The organism is Limnoglobus roseus, from assembly GCF_008254045.1.
In the GTDB taxonomy this organism is placed as follows: Bacteria; Planctomycetota; Planctomycetia; order Gemmatales; family Gemmataceae; genus Limnoglobus; species Limnoglobus roseus.
The window spans coordinates 5,837,342-5,862,355 of the sequence record NZ_CP042425.1 but is presented as its reverse complement, the minus strand read 5'-3'; the positions used below and the strand labels follow the sequence as shown (position 1 = coordinate 5,862,355).

Here is a 25,014-nt window from a genome sequence, read left to right as displayed (position 1 = left end):
AAAGTGGCCCCGGTCTACTTTGCCCCGGCGGTTCGGGCCGCGTCGAGTACGGCCTTGAAATCCTCGCGGGCCAGAACCCCCTTCATGTCATTGTCCTGGTCGATGATTGCAAAGTCGCGGTAGCCGTCGCGGAGGCACTGGCGGAAGTAGCCGAGTGATTTCTCGGTATCGCCGCTGACTCGCTCCGATGTCATGGCGTACACGCACGCGGCCTGATAGATGATTTCCGGATCGCTCGCGAAAAACAATGCCTTCTCGATCTCGGTGTGGGCCTGCTCCCGCTGTTCCAAGCGTGCAAGGTAGATCGCCTTCGCCGCCCGGCTCGGGGCGAAGTTCGGGGCGAGGTCAACCACCTTCGCGATCGTTTCCAGCGCCCCCGTTGTGTCTTTGAGTGTCTCGGCCTGGTAATGGGCCTTGTTGTGCCAAGAGGGAATGTGGTTCGGGTTCATCTCGATCGCGCGGTCGTAGTTCTCAAGGGCTTTCGCCGGGTCGGAAGCTCGGAAGTAGGTCGCCCGGGCGGCGAAGTCTTCGACCGTCTGGGCCGTCAACCCGCTCGCCGTTTCGCGGTCCCGGCGGGCCTCGGTCGGACGGTTCATCTGTTCGTAAGCGTCGGCCCGGTTGAGGTACAGGCCGATGGCAGTGCCGCCGCTCCGGAGGGCCAGCGAGAAGTCTTCGACCGCCCCCGCCGGGTTCTGGCGTTTGAGGCGGATGAGGCCCCGCTGGTGGAGCGAGGGCACGTGCTTCGGCGCGACCGACAATGCCTGTGTAAATTCGCCTTCCGCAGCCTCGAACTTGGCCCACCGCTGCATGAGCAAGCCACAGTTGTAGGCGGCCCGCGGGTCGGTCGGGGCGAGCGGCTTGGCGATCTTGTACCGTTCCAACGCCTGGTACGGCTGGCCGGTCGCCTGGTACGACATGGCGAGCAGAAGGTGGCCCGCGTAGTGTGCCGGTTGCCGTTCGGTCAGGGCGGACAGAGTGTTGACGGCCCCGTGGCAATCACTGTTACTGATCTCGGTCGCGGCTTGAAAGAAAAGGTCGAGGTCGGTTCGGTCGCGCGGCAACTCGGCCGGGACCGACGCGACGAGGTCGTCCTGGCCGAAACTCTTCGCGAGTTCCTGGCGCTGGAGCCAAACGCACGCCGGGACCGTCGTGCCGAAGCTCTCTTCCGCAACGCGGTTCCACTTCACGGCCTGTCGCACGGTCTCGTTCTTGTGGGTCGAAACCGCCGTGCGGGCGTCCAGCATGGCCGCGTGAGCCAGCAACAGTGCGGACTCGCCAATGTCGCTCAGAACGGCATTCCGTTGAGCCTCGTCAAGAGTGCGGGTGAATTCGCCGTTGATCCAGCTGGCCTGTTCGCCCGCATGGTACTTGGTCAGCCAGTTGGTCATTGCCTGAGCGCCCTGGCCGCGGGCGAGGGCGTCGGTGGGAGAGCTTAAGTCGATCCGCGCGCTGGACAGCGCGGCCTTCATTCCCGCGGCCTGCACGAGCGACTCGGTGTGGGAGCGATCGCGGCGAACGCTCAGGAACCAGAAGACGCCCATCACGACCGTCGTCACCGCCATGACACCGGCCAACCGGCTCATCATGTTCGGGTTGCGCTTCTTCCATTTCTGGAGGCGCTCGAGCGGGTTCCGGTCGGCGGCGTATAGCAGGGGCAGGTGTTCTTGTTGCCGCTGCAAGTCTTGCCGCAGTTGGTCCACCGTCTGGTAGCGGTCGGCCGGCTTCGGCGAGAGGAGCTTCCGGATGATCGATTCGACCGCGTGCGGCACGTCTGGGTTGAAATCGCGGATGGGCGGCGCGCCCTTTTCTCGCTCCTCGACGGCGGTCACCAGGTCTTCCGGCACCCGGCGGATCGTCGCGAACGGCAGCCGGCAGGTGAGGAGTTCGAAGAAGATGACGCCCAGTGCGTAAAGATCCGTTCGCTCGTCGGGCGTTTCGTCCGAGAGTTTGGCGAAGGCGCGGATCGTCTCGGGGGCCATGTACGGCCACGTCCCGCCGACGCGCTTGCGGTCGTCCGTCGTGCGGTCAGCGGAAAGGTTGAAGTCGAGCAGCATGGGCTGCCCGTCGTCGCTGAACAGGACGTTCTGCGGCTTCAAGTCGAGGTGCAGGATGTTGCGGTGGTGGGCGTGAGCCAGCCCGTCCGCGAGCCGCCGCAGGATGGCGAGAACTGCCTCCGTGTACGGCATCCCGGTGAGCAAGTTCCGCAGCGGGTGAACGTCGGTGATTTCCGCCGCCGACTCGACGGCGACTCCGTCCTCAGTGGAGATCCGCGGCGGGGCGAACGGCTGGACGCCGGAATCCACCTTCGACGAATCGTGCCGGGTGTTCCGCTGGGTGCTGGCCTTCGCGACGGTCGTGAAAACGTCGCCGCTGACTTGCGGGAAGCAACTATCGGTGCGGACGTGGCTAATCACATCGGCGAGAGTTTGCCGGCCGAAGTACGGCATCTGGACGACGTGGTACGGCCCGCGGCGGAAGGCATTTTGAATTGGAACAATGTTCGTGTGCTGGAGCCGGGCGAGGCGGTGCTGTTCGTTGTTCGCCTTCAGCGTGACCTTGAGCACAACCGGCCGGTTCGAGAGTTGGCGCTCGAGGGCCAAGTACACGCGGCCGAACGCCCCGCGGCCGAGTTCGTCGACGAGCTCGAAGCCGAAGAAATCGTCGCCCGGATTCGGGAACGGGTCACCCGCCCTCGGGTCGATCTCGGCATGTTGGAAGGAGTGTATGTCGGTCGCGATCGTACCCAGGGTGCCCCCGGGCAACGGCGTTCGTGCGAGGTCGACGCCGAAGTCGTGCGTACCGTCGTGCAAATCCAGCAATGGGGCAAGTCGGGACATTGTGGGGAACACGCGAGTTCGGGACTCGAAGCGGGTCAGTTTGTCACGCACCGTTCTTCCTTGAATGCGTGAACGGCCAGCGGTCGAGAGGGCGATCCGATCAGCCGAATTCAGGTTACCGGGACTATGGCATAGGCCCGGGGATGTTGCAAAAGAGAGTAGACTAATTCCTGATTTTCATTTCCTGCGGGTGGAAGATTCTCGTCGCGGGACAAAACCCCTCAAGCAATCTGTTCGCTCGCGGCAACAATATCGGTTCAACCCTTGCGGGTTCGTCCCCTAGTTGGAAGAATATCCACAGAGCTGCCTGGACTTTGCCCCTTTTGGTTGTGCCGATGCGATTCTCTCCCTGGCTCATCCTCGCGTGCGTTCTCGTTCCGGGTTCCGTGATCGCGGAGGAGCGGGCCGTTGACTTCTCGCGGGACATCCGCCCGATCCTTTCCAACACCTGTTTCAAGTGCCACGGCCCCGGTACGGCGAAGGCGAAGTTGCGGCTCGATGACCGTGCCAAAGCCCTCGAAAAAGAAGCCATCGTGCCGGGCAAGCCGGACGAAAGCCCGCTGTTCCAGCGGTTGATCGCGAAGGACGACGACGGCCGCATGCCGCCGCCCGAAAGTGGCGACCCGCTCACGCCGGAGCAAATCGCCAAACTCAAGGCGTGGATCGCCGCCGGCGCGGAGTACACGCCGCACTGGGCGTTCGTGGCCCCGAAGCGGCCAGAGATCAGAGGTCAGAAATCAGAGACCAGCCCGATCGACCACTTCATCCGCGCACGGCTAGCGAAGGAGGGCATCGCCCCGTCCCCGGAAGCCGACCGCCCGACGCTGATCCGCCGGGCATCGCTCGACTTGATCGGGCTGCTGCCCACGCCGAAAGAAGTGGAGGACTTCGTCAACGACACTTCTCCGGACGCCTACGAGAAGGTGATCGACCGCCTCCTGGCATCCCCGCACTACGGCGAGCGGCAAGCCCGCCACTGGCTGGACATGGCCCGGTACGCCGACAGCAACGGGTACACGATCGACGGCGCGCGGATCATCTGGCCGTGGCGGGACTGGGTCGTGAAGGCGTACAACGCCGATATGCCGTTCGACCGATTCACGATTGAACAACTCGCGGGCGACCTCCTGCCCAAGGCGACGGTTGACCAAAAGATCGCGACCGGCTTCCACCGCAACACGTCGTTCAACGAGGAAGGCGGGACCGACGCCGAGCAATTCCGCGTCGAGCGGACGGTGGACCGGGCCAACACCACCGCGGCCGTCTGGCTCGGCCTCACGATGGGCTGTGCGCAGTGCCACGACCACAAGTACGACCCGGTGTCGCAGAAAGACTACTACCGCCTCTACGCCTACTTCAACAGTTGCGACGAACCCACGGTCACGATCGGCGGTTCGCCAGAGTTGGAACAGAAGATCGCGGACCTCAACGCTCAGATCGCCGAGATTCAAAAGAAGGACGGCGACCTGAAAGCCATCGACAAGCTGAAGGCCCAGATCAAGAAGACCCAAGGCGCGATCCCGTCGAGTTTGGTCCTGAAGGAGCGTGCCAAGCCGCGGCCAACTCACGTGCAAATCCGCGGCGACTTCCTTCGGCCCGGGGACGAAGTCACACCGGCCGCGCCCACGGCGTTACCGAAGGCCGGCGGCAAGTCCCGACTCGACCTCGCGAAATGGCTCGTGTCACGCGACAACCCGCTAACGGCCCGCGTTGTGGTGAACCGCTACTGGCAACAGTTCTTCGGCAAGGGGTTGGTCGAAACCGAGAACGACTTCGGCATGCAAGGGAGTTCACCCACTCACCCCGAAATCCTCGACTGGCTCGCAGTCGAGTTCATGGAACCGACGGTCGGCAAGGCGTGGTCCACGAAGCAGATTCAGAAGTTGATCGTCCTCTCGGCCACGTACCGACAGGCGTCCCACGCCCGCCCGGAACTCCGCGACAAGGACGCCCGCAACTTGCTCTTGGCCCGGCAGAACCGGTTACGGCTCGAAGCCGAGTCGATCCGCGACGCCGCCCTGTGCGCCAGCGGCCTACTCTCACAGAAGGTCGGCGGTGCGCCCGTTTACCCGCCGCAACCGCCGGAAGTGTTCAGTTTCACGCAGAGCAAGCACCCGTGGCCGGAGAGCAAGGGCGAAGACCGCTACCGCCGAGCCATCTACACCTACATCTGGCGACAGAGCCAGCACCCGCTGCTCACGACCTTCGACGGGGCCGACGCCCAGACCGCCTGCACGAAGCGAAACCGGAGCAACACGCCGCTGCAAGCCCTGCACCTCGCGAACGATCCCGCCTTCCTGGAGTTCGCCGACGGACTCGGGAAGCGAATCGTCAGCGCCGGGCCGACCGACGACGCGGGGCGGATCGACTTCGCCTACCGCCTCTGCTTCGGACGATTGCCGGGCGACGCGGAGCGGTCCCGCGTGCTCAAGTACGCCGCCGGCATCGCGGAAGCCCAGCGGTGGTCAGCGGTCGGCCGCGTCCTCATGAACCTCGACGAATTCATCACGCGAGAATAGCGCATGGAACCCTACGCTCTCCCCGATTCCGCGACGCGACGCGGCTTCTTCCGCGATTGCGGCCTCGGCGTCGGCACGATGGCCCTCGCGTCGCTATTGGACCGTGATGCCGCCGCGGCCGTGCCGAAGCGCAAAGACCCGCTCGCCCCGCGGAAGCCGCACTTCCCCGGCAAGGCGAAGGCCGTCATCCTGTTGTTCATGGCCGGTGGGCCGTCGCAGTTGGAACTGTTCACGCCGAAGCCGACGTTGAACAAACTCGGCGGGCAGAAGGTGCCCGACTCGTTCACGATGGGCAAGCGGTTCGCCTTCATCAAGGGCGATGCGAAGCTGCTCGCGTGCGCCCGGAAGTTCGGCAAGTACGGCCAGTGCGGCATGGACCTGAGCGAGTTGGTCCCGCACCACCGCGACATCGTGGACGACGTCTGTTGGCTCCGCGGCATGAAGACGGACGTGTTCAACCACGGCCCGGCCAAGGTGTTCTTCAGCACCGGGTCGCCGCAGTTCGGCCGGCCGGGCATGGGCGCGTGGGTCACTTACGGCCTCGGCTCCGAGTCCGACAGCCTACCGGGGTACGTCGTGCTGCAATCGGGGCCGCGTGGCCCGCGCGGCGGGGCGGCCATCTGGTCGAACGGCTTCCTGCCCAGTCTGTACCAAGGCGTCCCGTTCCTGAAGGGGGAGAACCCGATCCTCGACCTCGCTTCGCCGAAGGGCGTGGACCGCAAGCAGCAGGGCAACTTCATCGACGCGGTCGGCGATTTAAACAAGCTCCGGCAGTCGGCCGTCGGCGACCCGGAAATCGAGACGCGAATCGCGGCCTACGAGATGGCCTTCCGCATGCAGACGGCCGCCCCGGAGTTGATGGACCTGAAGACCGAGACGAAGGAAACGCTGGCCCTCTACGGGGCGGAACCCGGCAAGGCGTCGTTCGCGAACAACTGCCTGCTCGCCCGGCGGTTGGTCGAGCGGGGCGTGCGGTTCATCCAACTCTTCCACACCGACTGGGACCACCACGGCGGGGCCATCGACCTGGGCAAGTCCCTCGACAACATCTGCAAGGAAATCGACCAGCCGTGCGCCGCGCTGGTGAAAGACCTGAAGCGCACGGGGTTGCTCGACAGCACGATGGTCGTCTGGGGCGGGGAGTTCGGCCGCACGCCGATGGGAGAAACCCGCGAGACGGTCGGCCGCGACCACCACATCGACGCCTACACGATGTGGGTGGCCGGCGGCGGCGTGAAGCCGGGGATCATTCACGGCCAGACCGACGAGATCGGGTACAACGTGACCGAGAAGCACGTCCACGTCCACGACTTGCAGGCGACGATCCTCAACCAACTCGGCCTCGACCACACGAAGCTGACGTACCGCTTCCAGGGCCGCGACTACCGCCTCACCGACGTTCACGGCGAGGTCGTGCGGGACATCCTCGCGTAGACCTCAGTCGAGAACGGTCACGACGCCCGCGTTGCCGTCCACGCGAACCCGCTGCCCCGTTTGCAGTTGCCGGGTGGCGTCCGGCAAGCCGGCCACCGCGGGCAGGCCGAACTCGCGGGCCACGATGGCCCCGTGCGACAGCAAGCCGCCCGTTTCCATGACGAGGGCCGTTGCCCGCGCGAACAGCGGCACCCAAGCCGGGTCGGTGGACGGACAGACGAGGACGAACCCGTCGGCCGCCTCTTCCGACGAAGTCGGCTCACGGAGTACGAGCGCAGGTCCCTCGGCGACACCAAACGAGAGTGCGGTCCCCGACAAGACCTTCGCCCCTTCCGGAGGTGGCGATAGTCGCCCGATGGCGTCGAGGTCGTCACTGAACAGAACATGCGGGACCGCCAGGGCGAGTTCGCGCTGCCGTCGTTTTCGACGCGCCGCGATCACCGGCCTCACGTCTCTGCCTTGGAGTAGTCCCGGCAACTCGTCCGGGAGCAAGTCGAAGATTCCGCCGTCCAGTTTGTATCGCCCGTCCAATTCCACGAGTGCCCGCCGGATGACCGCGTACCCCAGCAGCAGGTAATGCTTGGCAGATTCGCGCAGGCCGAGATACGTGCGAAGCTGCCCCGCCTGTTTGCGAAGTTGCTCGGCCGTGGCCGCGGACAGTTTGGCTTCTTCGAGAATTGTTTCGAGCGGGTCGGTCTTGGGTGGTGTGGCGCGTGAGGGCATGACCGGGAGTGCTCCCGGCGTCTCGCTCCACCGCGGTGCGGCCAGTTCCATCTCGTTCGCGGTTCGGTGGCCGAACCTTTCGAGAAACTCGGCTCGGTCGATCCGCCCCACCGCGAGGTCGTAGAAGGCCGCCGGCAGATCCGTGCCCGGGTCGGGCTTCGCGCCGAGGGCCAACTCGCCCACCGCGGTCCGCGCCCGCTCATCCCCGAGTTTCGGCTTCAACAGTTCGATGAGGCCATTCCAGGCGTTCTCGGCCAGAAAGGTCGGTTTCAGACTGTGGCGGGCGAAGTCCGTCAGGGTTCTCGGGACCCACTGTTGGAACAACCCCAGCACGGCGGATGAATCGAGTTGCGACCACTTCTGCCGCATCGCGGCCTTTGCGTCGGCCGCGAACGGCGGCACGATCACCGTGCGGAACTCCCCGGCGAACGATTCGGACTGTTCGCGAACCGTGGCCGCCATCCGCGACAGTCGCCGCATCAATCCGGGCAGGCGAAAGAGGCCTTTAAAGACGCCGTCCTTCAGCGGGTTGACGCTCGGCTTCGGGTCGAGGGCCAACCGTGGGTCGGCCCGAAATTGGGCCAACGGGTACTCGAACGGCGACGGCGAAAACTGAAGCCGGGGCATTCGCGACAAGTTCGCCATCGGCCGACCGGCGACGAGGTCGAACGCCCCCACGCCGTTCAAGGCAGGATCGGGGTTCCCGCCGAAGTCGCAGTTCATCCGACCGACGCCGCCGTCGGCCGCCATGAAGTGCTGCACGACGGCCCACGTCATCGGCGTCGGCCGTGGCAGAATCTCGCTGAGGTTGTACCGCACCCAGACGGTGCCGCGGGGATCAGCCAGGGACTTCATCCGGTCGATGACTTCCGCGCGGACGTCGCCACCGTCTTCGGCGCGTGTGGTGATAGGCCGCGCCTGGAGCAAAAAGATTTGCCCGCCTGCGACCGCCCACTCGATGTCGCGGGGATCGCCGTAGTGCGCCTCGACTGCCCGCCCGAGCTCGGCGAGTTGCGCGAGGGCCGCATCCGAGATGCAGAACGTTTTCTGCAACTCGGGGGGGACGGGTTCTTCCCGGCCATCGACCACGCGAATCGTCTTCCGGCCGAGGGTTCGCTCGATGACTTTTCCGGTCCGACGGTCGAGAGCGAATCGGTCCGGCGTGACCTTGCCCGAAACCACGGCTTCACCCAGGCCGAACGATGCCTCCACGATCATCTGATCGGAATTCGGCGTCGTGGGGTCGTGCGTGAACAAAACGCCCGCCGACTCGGCGGGGATCAATTTCTGAACGACCACCGCCATCGCCACCTTGTCGTCGGCGATGCCCTGCTTTTGGCGGTAGGCTTTCGCCCGATCCGAATGGAGCGAGTTCCAGCACCGCTCCACCGCCGCCAGCAATTCCTCGCCCGTGTGTACGCCGAGGATCGTCTCTTGCTGCCCGGCGAAACTCGCGGCCGAGCCGTCCTCGTCGGTCGCGGACGATCGCACCGCGACACCGCCGCCGAGTTTTTGAAAGCAGTCGATCAGGAGGTTCGCCAACGCTGGTTCACTGCGGAGGCCACTGTTCCACAACCGCCGGTAGACATCGGTCGTGATCACGAAGCCGGTGGGAACCGGCAGACCCGCCTTCGCCATCTCTGCAAGACTCGCGCCCTTCCCCCCAATGCGGGGAGCGTCTTCAGCGGTGACGGCTTCGAACGAAAGGATCTCGGCCATGAAGTGCTCTCGAACCCTGAGGCAGTGGGAGCGGTCAACGCTTCTTGAGAACGTCGCCCTCTTCCAAAATGGACCAGAGTTGTTCCCAGACCATCGCCGGGGGAGGGTTCTTCGGCCCGTGGGCGGCCCACGCCTCGGCGGCGGCTTGCAGGCATTCCACGGCGTCATCGCGGACGCGCTCGTCGCCCACTACTTGCGCCGGTTTGACAACTGAGGGCCGCGGTGGAGTGGCGGTCGATTCGACGTAGACCTCGCCGCGGCGGCGCGGCCGGCCGTCCATCGCCTCGTTGCAAAGGAAGTCGGCCCGCTTGTTTTGCTCACGCCGAACGTGTGACAGCGTCACGCTTCGGAACCGCTGGCGAAGTTCGCCGGCCTGCCGGAAGAGTCCTTGCAGGTCCGCGTTCTTCACCCGGTACTCGCCGTTCATTTGCTTGACGAGTAACTCGCTGTCGCTCAGCACGGTCAACTGCTGAACGCCCTGCCCCGCCGCGACTTCCAGCCCGCGGACGAGGGCGGTGTATTCCGCGACGTTGTTGGTGGCGGTGCCGATGGTTTCGGCTTCCTCGATGACGGTTCGGCCGCCCTGCGATAACACAACAGCGTAGGACGCCGGTCCGGGGTTGCCCCGCGAACCGCCGTCGATGTTCAAGGTCGCCTCGGCAATCATGGCGTCTGCGTCCGGTGGGGCCGACTTCTGCGCGTGAACGCGATTCTATTCACGGGTTCCCGATGAGCGAGTGGCGATTGATTCTGGAAACCTCGGGCCGCATCGGAAACGTCGGGTTGGCCCGCGGAAACGAGTTGATCCACGCGGCCAAGTTGGACGAGAACTGCAGGCACGCCCGCGATTTGATGGCGACCGTGCAACGGTTCTTGACGGCCGAGTCACTTCGGGTCGGCGACTTGGGGGCGATTTTGGTCGGCATTGGCCCCGGCGGGTACACCGGGCTAAGGGTTGGTTTGACAACGGCGAAGGTGCTGGCTTACGCGAGCGGCGTACCCCTTATCGCGGTGCCGACGTTCAACGCGGTCGCCCAGCAAGCCCCACCGGAGGCTGTCCGGCTCTGGGTGATCGCCGACGCCCTTCAGGGTACGCTGTACTTCCAACGCTTCGAAACAAATGACGGCTTCCGCGAACCGACGGAGCCGCTGCAAATTGTCTCCGCAGGCGAGTGGTTGCCGTGGGCGAACAAGGAATTGTGGCTCATGGGTCCGGGCGTGGCGGTGTACGGAAACCAACTTCCGTGTGACGCGCGAGTCGTCGATCCTCTCGCGTGTGAACCGCAGTTGGAGGGGATGTTGCGAGCGGCCGAGAGGTTGACGCCCCTCGGCCGCGAAGAACTGTTTCGAATCGAACCGCTCTACCTCCGCGGTAGCTCTGCGGAAGAAAAGGCCAAGCGGGACGATCTTGCGAACCGCGGGGCCGGTGTTACTTGATCCCCGCGACCTGTCCGCCCGCAGTCGGGTAGCCGGCCATCGGGTAACCACCGCCCATCGGATACGCCCCCACGGGCGTCGAACCGGGCGCCACCCCGTAACCGGGAACGACCGGCACGCCGGCACCGGCCGTGGGATACGGCATGGCGGGATTCGACGAACAACTCGAACACCCACTCGCGGGCGGTCCCATCACCGGACCGTGGCCGGCATCAACAATCGGAGTCGAATAACTCGGGGACACGACGCCCCCGTCTCCGCAGCACCCCCCGGCGTAACCGCCGTAAGCGGGGTAGCAACCGTTGCAATTCCGGATGCGGTAGACGAAGTTGCGGAACACGCCGCAACAGCCGGTCGTCGAAAGCGCGACGGCAACAAACACGGCGGCGAAAACGATTCGGCGAATCATGGTGTTCAGACCTCCCTTTCGTGACACGGCTTGAGCGGAACAACCCAGAACCCGGTGGCGCTGGACCGTCTGCATTCGGCATGACTGATCGATTCGCGGGCTCATCTGGCACCCGCGGCCGTGCGTCGGCTGTTCCTGGCCGTCAGTGAGAGTATGCGCCGGTTGGTGGAATGGGCAAATCGAGATGGGTTCGTTTCAAGCCGCAAGAGGGTTAAGCGACGGGGACTGTTCGGACTGCTGAAATGGCTTCAGAAATGACGGGCGTACTTGTCAGGTCGAAGGGTGGGGTGGTTTCATGAAGCGGCCCTGAGACTAAAGTCCCAGGGCCGCGGAGAATTCGGAATGCCGGGGTTTCAAGGGTTCGGACAGTAGCCCGAGGCCGGCGGCGGCGGGAGGTCTGCTCGCGAGGTCGAGCCACAGCAGTCGCCCCGCAAAAAGCGGCCGCAACACCCGGTGGCCATCGCGACATTCGCAAGGGCGAGGATCAAGAGAATCGTTCGCATCCGCATGGTGAAACCCGATGATAAGAGGCAGTTGATGCACGCGGCCAATACACGCAGCCGCGATCGGATCGCTGCGACTGATACCAGTGTAACCAAGACTAGAATTGCCCTTGCACGCGGGCAAAATTACATTCAAGGGAAATGAGTTGAAGGTTTAAGATTGATGACGGTCGTAGGAATTGGCGAAGGGAGTAAAACTGTACGGATTGTCACGATTCCGAAGACTGTGACGAGGCTTCCGCTTCCTCGTTCGCCTTCCATTCGAATTCCGGCAGGGGCGGCAGGCCGAGTTGAAGTCTCGCCTGGGACACCTGATTCATTAATGTGAGGCGCGTTTGGAGGTGGTGTTGGAGAATTTCCGGCGTGACGCACTGCGCGGGGGCCAAACCCACCGTGATCGGACGGCGGAATTCGTTCTTCTTGTTTTTGGTGGGCGGGCCGTTCCAGTAAGAGGCGTAACTGCCCCACCCGCCCTCGATCCAGCCGGCGACCACCGGCGTCTGGGGGCGGGATTTGAGGATTTCCCACACGCCCCGACCGAACCGGCGGAGCGGAATCTCTTCCTTCCGCCGGAGGTACCCTTCCGGGAAGATCACGACACACTTCCCTTGATCCAGGGCTTGAATCGCTTCCTGAATTTCGGGAGCTTCCCGCCGAATGTGGACGTCCGCCACGCGGATCGTTTGGAACACGTACACCATCAACGGCCGGAGGAACCAGCGGTCGTAGAACGCGGAGGTCATCATCGGCGTGATCGGACGCGGCAACACCTTGGCCAGAAACAACGGGTCCCACCAGCAGGCGTGGTTCGCGATGACGAGAACCGGACCTTGACGGGGAAACTCGCTCAATCCGCTCCCCCGCGGCGCGATCCGATAGCCCCGCCACACAACGGCTTCCACGCACAGTTCAAAGAACGGCCGAAAGAGCCGGACCCAACAAAAAGCAAGAAGGGCTAGGTCGAAGACTGACAGGGATGACCGGACCGTTTGAGCGGTGAGTTGTGGGTAGTACCCTTGCAACCCGACGAGCGTGGCCGCCATCACAACGAGGGCCAACCAGTCGCCCGTCGGGATCGTTCGTGACACCAAACCGACTCCGGTGGCCTGCCATTCGTACCGCAGGTAGGCACCGATCACGACGCCCCCTGCAAAACTGGCCACGACGAGCGCCCAGAACGGCCACACGTCCAGGAACCACGCCGAGAGAACGGAGATCGAAAGGAGCAAGATCGCCGGGGGGCACAAGCCTAAAACGCGGAACCGGTGAAGGAATAGTAGTGAGAGGATCGCCCCGATCGGGATGGCGAGTAGGTGATACAAATTGTTGGGAAACGACACCGACAGGCTCTCGGATGCCCGAACCACGACAAACAAGTTGAGCACCACGCCGAACACGCAGACCCGGGCCGCGCCGAGGAATCGGTCTGCGGTTCGCTGTGATTTATGGCCCTCTGACGGGGTGACGGCGTCCATCCGATCTCTCTCGTTCCTGCGGTGCCTTGATTCTACCAAACCGAACCCGCATCGCGCGTCCCCGAACGCGCTCATCGGGAGAACGTCATGCCTGTTGGGTCGCCAAATCTTCCGCGACGGCCTGCGCGGCCCGAAAGCCGGAGGTCATGGCCCCGTCGATGGACGCCTGGTCGCGCGAATCGCCGCAGATGTAAAGCCCCGGCCGGAGTCGCACGGACCGCTGCCAGAGGTCGAGTTGCCCGGCCGACTGGTCGGGGAGAGCGTGGGGGATGCGGTCCACTCGGAGCAATTCCCATGCAGTAACAACCTCCCCGAACCACGACCGCAACTGATCGCGGACTTGGCGGTCGAGGTCAGGGTCGCTTGCGTTCGGAATGCCGAGTACCGACGCGGAAATCAGTGCCCGCCCCGCCGGGGCGTAGGTGTGGGCGGCGTCGGACAGGACGGCCACGTGGTTCACGACGCCCTGCCCTTCCCCGTTGAGCATGAGGATGGGTTCCCGTTGCGGCGACCGGGCCGCCGAGTAGTAGAGTGTGGTGCCGCCGTGAAAGGAGACGGGCGGCACGTCCTCCCCGAGAAGTTGGCCGGCAACCCGGCCGTCAGTCGCGACCACGACGGCACGGGCACGGATCGCTTCACCACCCGCCAGTCGCACCTCGCCACTGCGGACGAATTCCGCCGGGGAGTTCAAGAGGATCGCCCCCGGGGACAGCCCCGATGCAATCTCTTCGGGAATGGCGGCCATTCCCCGCGCGGGGAGTGCGGCCCCGCCCGCCGCGAACGCCCGGAACACGAACCGGAAAAACCGACTCGATGTCGTCAGGCTGTTGTCGAGGAAGATGCCGCCGAGCCAGGGGCGAAAGAACCGTTCGATCATCTTCGCCGAGAACCGGTTCACCCGCAACTCGTCGAGTGTCAGACCGTTGTCACTGGTCAACAGCTTTTCCCAGGAGGAACCCAGAAGGCGGGCTTTCAGCCGCGCGACGCGGAGTTTGTCGAGGGGCGTGCCGATCGGGTTGAAAAGTCCCATCGCGGCCCCGAACACTCCTTCGCTCGGGTCGGTGACGCGGCGGAACCGGCCGCGGTACCAGACCAGCGCCCCCTTCTTGAACGGCCGCAGGTCGAGGGCCGGCAAGTCCAACACCCGCTGGCCTTCGGGGTAGGCGGGCAAGTAAACCTGGAACCCACGGTCAAGGCGGAAGCCGTTGACCACGTCCGTTCGGACCCGGCCGCCCACGCCATCAGACGCCTCAAGAATCTGAGCCGAGATTCCGCACTGCTGGAGGCGTCGGGCACAGCACAGCCCGGCCAGCCCGGCTCCCACGATAAGAACGTCCGCCTGGGACATACGTGATCCGTTCCGGGTGGAAGTCGAACTCATCAGCCGCGGCTGAAAACCCGCACCTGTACCTGTTACCTCTGCACCTTCTTCTTCTCGATGGGCTTCCACTTATACACGTACCGAACGAATGCGAAGGAGCCGAGTTTCCAGATCACGGCCAGCGACATCACCACGAACGGCATCGTGCACGCGCCCGGGGGGAAGTCGTAGTCCTTTTTCTTCGTGATCGGGTTCTCCTTATCGCTCTGCAGTCCGATTTCCGTGAACAATTCCCCCATGTAGAGGATCGCAAGTACGATCAGCGTGATGAAAAGGATCACGCCGATCGTGGCCGCAAACGTCGACATGTGGTACTTGAGGTAGTCGCCGGTCGAAAGGGCGTAAACCTTCTTGCTCTCGTGCCGCCGCCGCTGGACGAGGTCGTAGCCGCAGTTCAGGCAAATCAGCGTGTCCGGCGGGTCAAGTTCCTTGGCGCAGAACGGGCACCGCGCGATGTCGAGGTCGTCCTTCTGGGCGGCGTACGGGTTCGCGTCTTCGTCGTCATCGTCGGCGGGCTTGGGGGCCGGCGGGGGCGGGGGGCTGGGCTGAGCAGCCAGCTTGGCCGCAGGCTTGGGGGCGGGTTTCGCCGCCGGCTTGGCGGCCGGTTTCGCAGCAGCGGCCGGCGATGCCGCCTTCCCAGGAATGGTGATGACGGTCTCACAATCCTTGCAACGAATCTTCTTCCCGGCCATCGCAGCGGGAGCCTGCATCTTCTTCTTGCACCCGGGGCAGGTTATCGGGATTGTATCAGCCATGCGCGGACCCCGTCGAGCGTCAGAAGGATTGGAAGTACGACGAATGATGATGGAGTTGATATGGTAGCAAATGCGATTCGTGTTGCCATTCACGCACCCTGACGGACACCACTGACACGCCGATGACCACCGAACCTCGTTTGCTCGTCTCCATCGCAACCTACAACGAAGCGGGCAATCTCGAACGCCTGATCGGCGAAATTCACAAGTTCGCCCCGGGGGCCGACGTGCTCGTCGTGGACGACAACTCGCCCGACGGGACCGGGAAGATTGCCGACGGGCTGGCGGCCGCCGACCCGCGCATCCGCGTGATCCACCGTCCGGGCAAACTCGGCCTCGGCACGGCAACGCTGACGGCCATGCGGTACGCCATCGAGCACGACTACGACCTTCTCCAGAACATGGACGCCGACTTCAGCCACCCGCCGCGGTATTTGCCCGGCATCCTCGCCGGCATGGACAAGCACGACGTGATGATCGGCTCGCGGTACGTGGCCGGCGGGGCGACCGAGAACTGGCCGCTGAAACGCCGCATTCTGAGTCAGGGCGTCAATTTCTTGGTCCGGTTCCTACTGCGGATGCCCGTGAAGGACGCGAGCGGGGCGTACCGGTGCTACCGCGTCAGCAAGCTCCGCGAGACACGGCTCGACTTGGTCCGCAGTCGGGGGTACTCGTTCCAGCAGGAGATTCTCTTCCGCTGTCACAAGGCCGGTGCCCGGCTCGGCGAGTACCCGATCCTGTTCGAGAACCGCCGGTCCGGGTCGAGCAAGGTCAACGGCAAGGAAGCCGTGCGGTCGATCAGCATGATCATCCTGCTCGGTGTGCGGAACTTCCTGGGCTTCGAGCGGCCGACGCGGGCACTTGTCACTTCGTAAAGATGACGTTCCCCGGCCCGAGAATCTGCTCTAGCTCATCGACGATGACCTTGTTCGGGTCGATCATGTAGTCGGTCGCGAGTTTCATCTCGGCGACTTTCCCCGCCTTGTCGCGGACCGAGAGGTGAACCGGGCAGTTGCCGCGTGCTCGTTGGAGGACGCCGCGTAGGCCCTCGAACTTCCGCACCGTTTCCGCGTCCTCGGCGTAGTTCATGCGAAGCAACATCACCCGCGTCATCTCGCGGCGGGCTTGATCCACGTCTAACAGCCGCTTCACGATCACGTCGCCGGTGCTGGCCCCGTCGCGCCACTCGACCGCCCCCTCAAAGAGCACGATCGCGTCGTCGACCACCTTGTCCTTGAACTGCGCGTAAACCTCGCTCCACAGGATGCACTTTGCCTGCCCGGTGAAGTCTTCAAGGAAGAGCATCGCCCACCGCTTGCCGTTCTTCTGAACCGTCCGCTGTTGCAACCCGGTAATCATGCCAGCGAGCAGAACGGTCGATCCTTGCGGCAACTTCACCACTTCGGCGGCCGTGTGGGTGCGGAACCGCCGCAGTTGGTCGTCGTACTGCGCGAGCGGGTGGGACGAGATGTAAAAGTCGAGGGCTTCTTTCTCGTACTTCAGTCGCTCGACCTCCGGCCACTCGGCCACGTCCGGCAGACCGTGGCTGCCGGGGTTCGTGGCCCCCGTCGCGGGTTCGTCGCCGCCGTCGAACAGGTCGAAGAAGTTCTTCTGCCCACGCTTCTTGTCCGCGATGCGCTGCTCCGCCGACGAGAAGGCCTTATCGACGGCCAATGTCAGGGCGGACCGGCGGCCGAACACGTCCATCGCCCCCCCCTTGATGAGCTTCTCGACGGCCGCCCGCGTAACGAGCCGGGTATCCACCCTCTCGCAGAAGTCGAACAGGTCCTTGAACCGACCGCCGGCCGTGCGGGCCTTCACGATCTCCTCCGCCGCCCCGCGGCCGAGGCCCTTGATCGCCGTGAGGCCGAAGGTGATCTGCCCGTTGTACACGTCGAAGTCGGGCCAGCCGGTGTTGATGTCCGGTGGCAGCACGTCCACACCAAGTTTCTTCGCGTCGGCGATGTGATCGACCATTACGAGCCGCTTGTTGCCGTCGTCGATTTCGCTCGACAGCAGGGCCGCCATGAACTCGGCGGTGTAGTGCGTCTTCAGGTACGCGGTCTGATACCCGATCTGCGCGTAGGCCGCCGTGTGGCTCTTGTTGAAGCCGTAGGAGCCGAACTTTTCGATCATGCCGAAGATTTCCGCGGCCGTCTCCGCCTTCACCCCGCGCTCGACGGCCCCGGCCACGAACCCCGCTCGGCTGGCCTCGATCACGTCCATCTTCTTCTTGCTGATCGCCTTGATGGCCGCATATGCTTTCGACAGTTCGATGCCGCCGAGGCGGTTGAGGACGCGCATCACCTGCTCTTGGTACACCTGCACGCCGTAGGTTTCGTCGAGGATGTCCTTCATGACCGGGTGCGGGTAGTCCCACGTCTCGCGGCCGTGCTTGCGGTTCACATACGCATCGACCATGCCGCCACCGAGCGGGCCGGGGCGGTAGAGCGCCAGCACCGCGATCAGGTCGCGGATGTTGTCCGGCTTCATCCGCTGAAGGAGGCCACGGATGCCCTCGCTTTCGAGCTGGAACACGCCCTTCGCGTCGCCGCGCTGGAGCAGCGCGTAGGTCGGCTTGTCGTCGAGCGGGAACGCCATCGGGTCGACTTTGACGCCGCGGGTCTTTTCGATGAGCTTGACCGTGTTGTCGAGAACCGTGAGGTTCCGCAACCCGAGGAAGTCCATCTTGAGCATCCCGACCTTTTCGATGATGCCCATTTCCCACTGCGTGGTGACGACGACTTCCTTCGCGTCGCCCTTCTCGCCGGTCTTGTCGTCGCTCTTGCGGACGACCCGCTGCACGGGCACGTAATCAGTAATCGCCCCGTTGGCGATGACCACGCCGGCGGCGTGCGTGCCGACGTTGCGGTTCATCCCTTCGAGCTTCATCGCCACGTCCACGAGCTTCCGCACCTGGCCGTCGGTGTCGTACTCGCGGCGGAAGTCGGGCGACTCCATTGCGTCGGCCAAGTCGAGCGAGATCGCCCCCTTCATCGGCACGAGCTTACACAGGAAGTTCACCCGATCCAGCGGCACGTCGAGCGCCCGGCCAACGTCTTTCAAGGCCGCCTTCGCCGCGAGCGTGCCGAACGTACCGATCTGGGCGACGCTGTCGTGGCCGTACTTCTTCTTCACGTAGTCGATGACCAACTCCCGCCGCTCCTGGCAGAAGTCGATGTCGATGTCCGGCGGTTCCGTCCGACTCGGGTCGAGGAACCGCTCGAACAGCAAGTCGTATTCCAACGGGCAGACGTGGCTCATGTAGAGCGCGTAGGCCACGATCGCGCCACAGCCGGAGCCGCGGGCCGTACACGGGATACCCTGCTCGCGGGCGAACCGGACGAAGTCCCAGACGATGAGGAAGTAGGCCGAGTAACGCATCCGCGCGATGATGTTCAACTCGTGAGCGAGGCGGTCCCACACGGCCTGCGACGGGTTTTCGCCGTACCGCTCCCGGACGCCCTGTTCGCAGAGTTGGCGGAGGTAGCCGTCTTCCGACAATTGGTTCGGCGTCTTAAAAACCGGGAAGTGCCGCTTCTTGAAGTCGAGTTGTAGGTCGACCTTGTCGGCGATCTGCTGCGACATGCCGACCGCTTCCGTGTGCTTCGGGAAGAGGGTGTACATCTCCTCCGGGCTGCGGATGAAGTACGGATTCGGCATCCGCCCTTCCGGGTAGAGCCGCTTGTTCGGGTTGTGCTTCCGCTCGGTGTTGATGCAGAAGAGGATGTCGTGAGCTTCCGCGTCGTGGGCGCAGAGGTAGTGCGCATCGGCCGTCGCCACCATCGGGATGCCGACCTTGTTCGCCAGATCGGTCACGGCCACCGTACACTGGTCCTGCAAGTCGAGGCCGTTGTTCTGAATCTCGAGATAGAAGTCGTCGCCGAAGACTTTCGAGTACCACTTGATGAGGCTGATCGCCTCCTTCGTGCGGTCCTTCAGAATGTTGTCGCTCAGTTCGCCGGCGAGGCATCCGCTGAGGACGATCAGCCCTTCCTTGTGCTGTTCCAGTGTCTCCTTGTCGATCCGCGGGTGGTAGTAAAAGCCTTCGAGAAACGCCAGGCTAGACAGTTTGATGAGGTTCTTCCAGCCGACGTTGTTCTTCGCCAACAGTGTCAGGTGGAAGTAGTTGTTGCCGTCGATCTTCTTCCGCTCGCGGCGGTCACCGGGGGCGATGTACGCCTCGTAGCCGATGATCGGCTTGATGCCTTCGTCGGTGCACTTCGTGTAGAACTCGATCGCGCCGTAGAGGTTGCCGTGGTCGGTGATCGCGCAGGAGTTCATCCCGAGTTTCTTCGTCTGCTTCACCAGGTCCGGGATGCGGTTAAATCCGTCGAGGAGGCTGTAGTGCGTGTGGCAGTGGAGGTGGCAGAACGAGCGTGCGGCCATCGGCGGGGCTTCCCCAGGTGGACAAACGAATACAGGCGTCAATGGAGAATAGACGAGCCGGGCAATCGGCGGAAGAGGACTTTGGGAATCTGGAGAACCTCGCTTTCGTATTCGCCTTGATTCGTCCGCCGAACGGGTTTATACGGCCCGGCCCGCGCGAATTTCGTGCGGCCTGCGAGAGGTGCGGATGACGTTGTCTCGCCTGCCATCGATCGGGTTGAAGTTTCTGTTGGTCGCGGCCCTGGGGTCACTCCCCGCGTGCTCGCTGCCGCAGTTCCTTCAGAGGGACGCGGTCAAACCGGCCCTGCCCGCCGCTCCGGCTCCCGGCAGCGATTTCAAAGTCCTCCAGCCGGGCCAGCGAATTCCGAAGGTGGAAACGGTCGTCCTCGCCCCGAAGGCGAGTTTGTTGCCGCCGAACGAACCGGTGAACCCGATCGTGCCCCCGGACCCCGTGCCGGCGTCGGCGACCGTACCGAACCACCTGCCGGATTCCGGACTCTTGGAACCCCGCGAACGCGGCCCCCGCCCCGACGGGCCGCTCGTCCTGGCGTTGCGAGCCCACCTCGATAACCAGTACGGGGCGGCCGTCAATCACCTCGGCAGTTTCGAAAAGCCGAATCAAGAATTGCTGCTCTTGTTGCTCCCGCTTCTGGACACGGCGCGAACGACCGACCTGACCGGCCGCGATCCCAAGGGCGTAGCCGACCTCGCCCGGCAGTTGGACGCCGTCGGCGAACTCGTCGCCAAGACCGCCCCGCTCGAAATCAAGACGACAGCGTTCGTGTACAAGGTGGTGCAATACGGCGTTTACGACCCGCTGCCGGCCGGCTACCGCTTCCTGCCCGGGGGCATCGGCCTGCTGTACGCCGAGATCGACCGGGCATCGGCCCCGCCGGCCGTGCAGTCGAACGGCGAAGCCGGTTACGTCACCAAGCTGGAGGGCAGCATCCAACTCAAGGACGCCACCGGACAGATCGTGAACCTGTACGACATCGAGAAGGGGAAGATGGTCCCGGAACTGCCGTTCAAGCGGGCCGACTTCACGCGCAGTCCGGTGCGAGACTTCTTCCTGAAGGTCGAGTTCCCGGTGCCAGAAAAGGCGGGGAAGTATTCGCTGATCCTCGACATCCGTGACTCGGAACCGGACACGCCCCGCCGCTCGCGGAAGGTCGTCGAGTTCCAGGTCGGCGGTTGAGCGGGCCAGACACTTCCGGGCGGTTTCCGTATCAATTCTTGACCGTTCCCGAGCTTTGAGACCCCATGTCCGACAGCAAGCCGACCCAGATTTTCCACCACGAGGGCACCGTCACCCGCGACGACCGGAAGACGCTTCTGAAGCAAACCGGGGCGACGATCTGGTTCACCGGCCTGTCCGGGTCGGGCAAGAGCACACTGGCCGCGGCGCTCGAGCAGGTACTAATCCAGCACGGGCATGCCGCCTACCGGCTCGACGGCGACAACATCCGTTTCGGCCTGAACGCCACGCCGAAGATTCTCACGGACACCCGCGGGGCGACCGAGGCGACCGCCAATCGGTTCGGCCTGACCTTCGCGGCCGAGGATCGCGAGGAGAACATTCGCCGGATCGGCGAAGTCGCGAAACTGTTCGCCGACGCCGGGCTGTTCGCCCTGACGAGTTTCATCAGCCCGTATCGCAAAGACCGCGACGCAGCCCGGAAGATTCACGCCGAGAACAAGACTGGCGCGATCCCGTTCCTCGAAGTATTCGTGAACACGCCGATCGACACCTGCGAGCAACGCGACCCGAAGGGGCTTTACAAGCGAGCCCGCGCGGCCGTCGCTGGCGGCAAGGGGATGGGCTTCACGGGCGTCGATGACCCTTACGAGGCCCCGCTCAACCCGGAGCTGACCTTCGACGCCGCGACCCAGAGCGTGCAAGACGGCGTGGCAATGATTCTGAACTACCTGCAAGAGAAGAAGCTGATCGTGTAGTTCCGCCCGGCTTCGCGGGAGGCAGTCAATCGCCCAGCTCGTATCAGCGTCAGGCGGCTCACTTCACCCAATCTTCTCGCCTGCCTTCTCCCGGAACGTAGACATTTGCTCTCGTGCCGATACGATTAACTCGTGCCTCTTTCTCCGTGCGCCGGTGAACTTGTGTTTTTCAATCGGTGTCACGAATAATGGCTTCTCACTGAAGTCGGGGTGCGAATAATATCACGCCCCTTTCCCGGACCGAGGTCGTGCGATCCCGGCGGGTGTTTGTTTCCTCGTTCGAAGGGAGCCGGACCAGATCAGGCCGGCCGATGACGATGCTCGATAAAGTACGCAATATCGGAATCATGGCGCACGTAGACGCGGGCAAAACGACGACGACCGAGCGGATTTTATACTACAGCGGGACCAAGCACAAAGTCGGCGACGTGGACGACGGGGACACGACCACGGACTTCGACCCCCTCGAACGGCAGAAGGGCATCACGATCAACTCGGCGGCCGTGTCGATCGACTGGCAGGACCACGCCGGTAACGACATCGCCATTAACATCATCGACACCCCCGGCCACGTGGACTTCACGGCCGAGGTCGAACGGTCGCTGCGCGTCCTCGACGGTGCGGTCGGCGTGTTCTGCGCCAAGGGCGGCGTCGAAGTGCAGTCCGAAACCGTGTGGCGGCAGGCGACCAAGTACAAGGTCCCCCGGTTGGCCTACGTCAACAAGCTTGACCGCATGGGCGCGGATTTCTGGGCCTGCGTCGAGCAGATGAAGACGAAGTTGCACGCTAACCCCGTGGTCGTCACCATCCCGGCCGGTCAGGACGAAGCCCTGGAAGGGATCATCGACCTGATCCGGATGAAACTGGTCACCCGCGACCTGACGGACAAGACCCACCGGAAGTTCAACACGACCGACATCCCGGAAAAGTATCTGGCGGAGGCCCAAAAGCGCCGCGAGCAGATGCTCGACGGCGTTTCGGCCGCATCCGACGAGATCATGGAATTGGTCCTCGAAGGCAAGGACGTGTCCATCGACATGATCCTGAAGGCGCTCCGCAAGGGTACGCTGGACAACACGTTCACGCCCGTCCACTGCGGTAGCAGCAAGATGTTCCACGGCGTGCAGCAACTGCTCGACCTCGTGGTCGATTGCCTGCCGAACCCAACGGAACGGCCGCCGATCCAGGCCATCCACCCGAAGACGAAGGAAGTCGTCGTCCGCACCCCGGACGCATCACAACCGCTGTCGGCTCTGGCCTTCAAGACGGTCGCCGAGTCGAACGGCGACCTCGTGTACATTCGCGTGTACTCGGGCGAACTGAAGCCGGGTGAGAACTACGTGAACACGACGACGGGCAAGAAGGAGCGGATCGCCCGCTTCTACCGCATGATGGGCGACAAGCGGATCTCACTCGAGAAGGCCGGCCCCGGCGACATCGTCGCGGCGATGGGTTTGGCCGACACGTTCACCGGGAACACGCTCAGCGACCCGGACAGCCCGGTCGCGCTCGAAGCGATCCAGTTCCCGAAGCCGGTGATCGCGCAATCGCTGGCGTTCGCCAAGACGCTGGACGCGGGCAAGGTCGGCGAGGCACTCAACCGTCTCGTCCGTGACGACCCGACTTTGAAGACGCACACGGACGAGGAAACCAAGGAAACGATCCTCAGCGGGATGGGCGAACTCCACCTGGAAATCTCCATCGAAAAGCTGAAGCGGGCCGTTGGCATCCGGCAGGAAGACACCGAGTCGGTGAGGCTCGGCCGGCCGCGGGTGGCGTACCGCCAGTGCTTCGCCCGCTCGGTGGACTTCGAGTACAAGTTCCAGAAGCAAACCGGCGGCCGTGGGAAGTTCGCCGTGATCTCGGTGAAATACTCACCGCTGACGCCGGAACAGGTGGCAGAGAAGATCAAGGAGATCGAGGAACTCAACGACCCGAAGGTCAAGCCGGACCCGAACAACGTCTACTTCGTGAACAGCATCACGCAGGGGGCGATCGACAAGCAGTACATCCCGAGCGTGGAGGAAGGCCTCCGCGAGGCGTCGAAGAAGGGGTACAAATTCCCCTTCCCGTTCGTCGATCTCGAGTTCGACCTGCACTTCGGGAAGATGCACGACGTCGACTCGTCGCAAGACGCTTTCTACCTGTGCGCCCTCGAATCGTTCCGCGAGGCCGAGACGAAGGCCGGCATCCAGTTGCTGGAGCCGATCATGAAGGTGGTCGTGGTGTCGCCGAAGGACTACCAGGGCCAGATCAGCGGTAACATCGCCTCGAAGCGGGGCATCATCGAAGAGACGAGCGAAGACAAGGGCGTCGCCCAGGTGATGGCGAAGATTCCGCTGGCAAACCTGTTCGGGTACACCAGCGACCTCCGCAGTGCGACGAAGGGCCAGGCGAGCTTCAGCATGGAGTTCAGCCACTACGCCCCGGTGTCGGTGGACCTGGCCGACCTGCCCCCGACGGTCGTGAAGAAGTAACTGAGTTTCGCAAGAGACGAATCCCCGCGGCCGAACGCCGCGGGGATTTTTTTACGCCATCACCGCCCGCAGGGGCCACTTCTCGCAGCGGCGGCAAATATAGATTTGATACGCCGCCGCGTCGGATCGCCCGAGTCGAAGTCCGGCTGCACATCGGTAGCCGTCTTCGTCCGGGTCTTCCGCCGGCTTCCATCTCGCCTTGGTCACGGCTGTCCACTCGCACGAATCGACCGTGAGCAGGTAGTCCATCGGCCGCACGCACGTCAGGCACGTCGCCGTCACGTCTGCACGGGCAGGCCAACCGCCGGCCTTCGTGCCGGGGGCCGTACTCAGGTGTGTGGCGTAATCGACCGGTGGCTTCCAGACTTCGACCTTGGTCCGCATCTGAGCCGGCATGAGTTCCACCGGCGGAAATTCCGCGACCCGCTCGATGAAGAACCGACACGGGAGGGGAACGTAGCCGAGGTCCGCCCCGTCCGTCACCGGCGGTGGTGCGAGGGGGCCAATTGCAGGAGGAATCTTTCGCCAGATGGCCGTGAGGTGGGGCGGCCCGACATTCTTCGTTGCCTTCGGCGTCCAGAACAGTTGGAAGAGATCGGTCTTCGGCCGAAACGGGAAGTGTGCTGGCGCGTTCTCTAACCGCAGTTGCAGGAGGGGTTGCATCGGGATTTGATATTCCGGGCAGCGCGGCCACTCCTCCCCGGCCGGCCAGAGGAACTGCCCGCCAAGTTTCGACTCGGTCGGGGTTGGTTCGTCGCCAAAGCGCGGGTGCAGTCGCACGGCCACTTTCAACAGCGCCTTCAGTTCCGGAAACTGTTCCACGACATCGACGGGCGCCTTCGGTGTCGTCCGCACTGCACTCGACGGGACGCGGAAGGCCGCGGCTCGAGCCAGGCGGGTCTGCGAATCCTCAACAGACGGCGGAGCGAGAGCGGCCGGTCGGGTATCGCGGCACCCGCCGAGCAGGAACGGGGCCGACGCAAGGAAGAGGCGGCGGTTCATG

At 64.0% G+C, this 25,014-nt stretch carries 16 protein-coding genes; 7 read left to right on the top strand and 9 right to left on the bottom strand.

All coding sequences use genetic code 11. The annotated features are described in order from the left end of the window. Positions 1 to 14 precede the first annotated feature (14 nt). Positions 15 to 2,837 (bottom strand): serine/threonine-protein kinase, encoded by a 2,823-nt coding sequence (locus PX52LOC_RS24700; RefSeq protein ID WP_149112587.1) that lies wholly within the window; start codon positions 2,835 to 2,837, stop codon positions 15 to 17. 335 nt (positions 2,838 to 3,172) lie between these two features. Here PX52LOC_RS24700 and PX52LOC_RS24695 point away from each other — a divergent pair, with 335 nt between their 5' ends. Both PX52LOC_RS24695 and PX52LOC_RS24690 read left to right on the top strand, forming a co-directional pair. Next, the gene (locus PX52LOC_RS24695) at positions 3,173 to 5,356 is read left to right on the top strand and encodes a PSD1 and planctomycete cytochrome C domain-containing protein (RefSeq protein ID WP_149112586.1); all 2,184 of its coding nucleotides are present in this window, start codon (positions 3,173 to 3,175) and stop codon (positions 5,354 to 5,356) included. Between the two features lie 3 nt (positions 5,357 to 5,359). Further along, positions 5,360 to 6,790 (top strand): DUF1501 domain-containing protein, encoded by a 1,431-nt coding sequence (locus PX52LOC_RS24690; RefSeq protein WP_149112585.1) that lies wholly within the window; start codon positions 5,360 to 5,362, stop codon positions 6,788 to 6,790. A gap of 3 nt (positions 6,791 to 6,793) precedes the next feature. On the opposite strand, the gene PX52LOC_RS24685 is transcribed toward PX52LOC_RS24690, so the two are convergent. Beyond that, complete coding sequence (locus PX52LOC_RS24685; RefSeq protein WP_168219184.1) at positions 6,794 to 9,232, bottom strand: PEP/pyruvate-binding domain-containing protein; 2,439 nt, start codon at positions 9,230 to 9,232, stop codon at positions 6,794 to 6,796. Positions 9,233 to 9,266: 34 nt separating this feature from the next. Continuing rightward, the gene (locus PX52LOC_RS24680; RefSeq protein WP_149112583.1) at positions 9,267 to 9,899 is read right to left on the bottom strand and encodes a ribonuclease HI family protein; all 633 of its coding nucleotides are present in this window, start codon (positions 9,897 to 9,899) and stop codon (positions 9,267 to 9,269) included. A gap of 62 nt (positions 9,900 to 9,961) precedes the next feature. Between PX52LOC_RS24680 and tsaB the strand changes: the two genes are divergently transcribed. Next, positions 9,962 to 10,669 carry a tRNA (adenosine(37)-N6)-threonylcarbamoyltransferase complex dimerization subunit type 1 TsaB gene (gene tsaB, locus PX52LOC_RS24675; RefSeq protein WP_149112582.1) on the top strand — a complete coding sequence of 236 codons (708 nt, stop codon included), beginning with the start codon at positions 9,962 to 9,964 and terminating at the stop codon, positions 10,667 to 10,669. On the opposite strand, the gene PX52LOC_RS24670 is transcribed toward tsaB, so the two are convergent. The 4 genes from PX52LOC_RS24670 to PX52LOC_RS41730 all read right to left on the bottom strand — a co-directional run bounded on the left by PX52LOC_RS24670 (position 10,662) and on the right by PX52LOC_RS41730 (position 15,192). Further along, a complete protein-coding gene (locus PX52LOC_RS24670; protein ID WP_149112581.1) occupies positions 10,662 to 11,078 on the bottom strand; it encodes a hypothetical protein in 417 nt (138 codons plus the stop codon). The genes tsaB and PX52LOC_RS24670 overlap by 8 nt on opposite strands. Positions 11,079 to 11,790: 712 nt before the next feature. After that, entirely contained in the window at positions 11,791 to 13,056 is a 1,266-nt protein-coding gene (locus PX52LOC_RS24665; protein ID WP_168219183.1) for a lysophospholipid acyltransferase family protein, read from the bottom strand. An 85-nt stretch (positions 13,057 to 13,141) separates the two neighbouring features. Beyond that, the gene (locus PX52LOC_RS24660; protein ID WP_149112579.1) at positions 13,142 to 14,404 is read right to left on the bottom strand and encodes an NAD(P)/FAD-dependent oxidoreductase; all 1,263 of its coding nucleotides are present in this window, start codon (positions 14,402 to 14,404) and stop codon (positions 13,142 to 13,144) included. Positions 14,405 to 14,469: 65 nt separating this feature from the next. Then, entirely contained in the window at positions 14,470 to 15,192 is a 723-nt protein-coding gene (locus PX52LOC_RS41730) for a hypothetical protein (RefSeq protein ID WP_178132568.1), read from the bottom strand. A gap of 122 nt (positions 15,193 to 15,314) precedes the next feature. Between PX52LOC_RS41730 and PX52LOC_RS24650 the strand changes: the two genes are divergently transcribed. Continuing rightward, positions 15,315 to 16,067, top strand: a complete 753-nt coding sequence (locus PX52LOC_RS24650) for a polyprenol monophosphomannose synthase (RefSeq protein WP_149112578.1) — start codon at positions 15,315 to 15,317, stop codon at positions 16,065 to 16,067. On the opposite strand, the gene dnaE is transcribed toward PX52LOC_RS24650, so the two are convergent. Continuing rightward, the gene (gene dnaE / locus PX52LOC_RS24645; RefSeq protein ID WP_149112577.1) at positions 16,057 to 19,581 is read right to left on the bottom strand and encodes a DNA polymerase III subunit alpha; all 3,525 of its coding nucleotides are present in this window, start codon (positions 19,579 to 19,581) and stop codon (positions 16,057 to 16,059) included. The genes PX52LOC_RS24650 and dnaE overlap by 11 nt on opposite strands. A 187-nt stretch (positions 19,582 to 19,768) precedes the next feature. On the opposite strand from dnaE, the gene PX52LOC_RS24640 reads away from it, so the two are divergent. From PX52LOC_RS24640 to fusA, 3 genes are all read left to right on the top strand, one after another. After that, the gene (locus PX52LOC_RS24640; protein ID WP_149112576.1) at positions 19,769 to 20,776 is read left to right on the top strand and encodes a hypothetical protein; all 1,008 of its coding nucleotides are present in this window, start codon (positions 19,769 to 19,771) and stop codon (positions 20,774 to 20,776) included. A 65-nt stretch (positions 20,777 to 20,841) separates the two neighbouring features. Next, on the top strand, positions 20,842 to 21,534 hold the full coding sequence (gene cysC, locus PX52LOC_RS24635) for an adenylyl-sulfate kinase (RefSeq protein ID WP_149112575.1): 693 nt from the start codon (positions 20,842 to 20,844) through the stop codon (positions 21,532 to 21,534). A 311-nt stretch (positions 21,535 to 21,845) separates the two neighbouring features. Continuing rightward, the gene (gene fusA / locus PX52LOC_RS24630; RefSeq protein WP_149112574.1) at positions 21,846 to 24,011 is read left to right on the top strand and encodes an elongation factor G; all 2,166 of its coding nucleotides are present in this window, start codon (positions 21,846 to 21,848) and stop codon (positions 24,009 to 24,011) included. Positions 24,012 to 24,062: 51 nt separating this feature from the next. On the opposite strand, the gene PX52LOC_RS24625 is transcribed toward fusA, so the two are convergent. Next, the gene (locus PX52LOC_RS24625; protein WP_149112573.1) at positions 24,063 to 25,013 is read right to left on the bottom strand and encodes a DUF1963 domain-containing protein; all 951 of its coding nucleotides are present in this window, start codon (positions 25,011 to 25,013) and stop codon (positions 24,063 to 24,065) included. Position 25,014: the final 1 nt, after the last annotated feature.